We start from the raw sequence: 336 nt of genomic DNA on the forward strand, positions 1-336 counted from the left end.
TTAGAGTATCTTTTTTATTATTTTTATACTGAAATTAAAATATATTAGGARTAAAAAGTATAATCAATAATCAAACTATTATCTAGTAGATAGACTATTATAAAAGCAAATAATCTAAACAGATTTAACCTTGCTTTATAGAGCTGAAAATTTGATAATAAACTTTATACCATAAAACGAAAAAAGAACTATGTATAAGCATTTAATGGCTTACAGATAGTTCTTTTTATTATTTTTTTGATTATACTATAATCAACTTTTAATTATTGAAATTTGAACAATAAATTAAATTGATTATACTTTTAGCTCCATATACGATATGCGCCAGTCATTTTA

The organism is Romboutsia sp. 13368, from assembly GCF_018336475.1.
GTDB lineage: Bacteria > Bacillota > Clostridia > Peptostreptococcales > Peptostreptococcaceae > Romboutsia.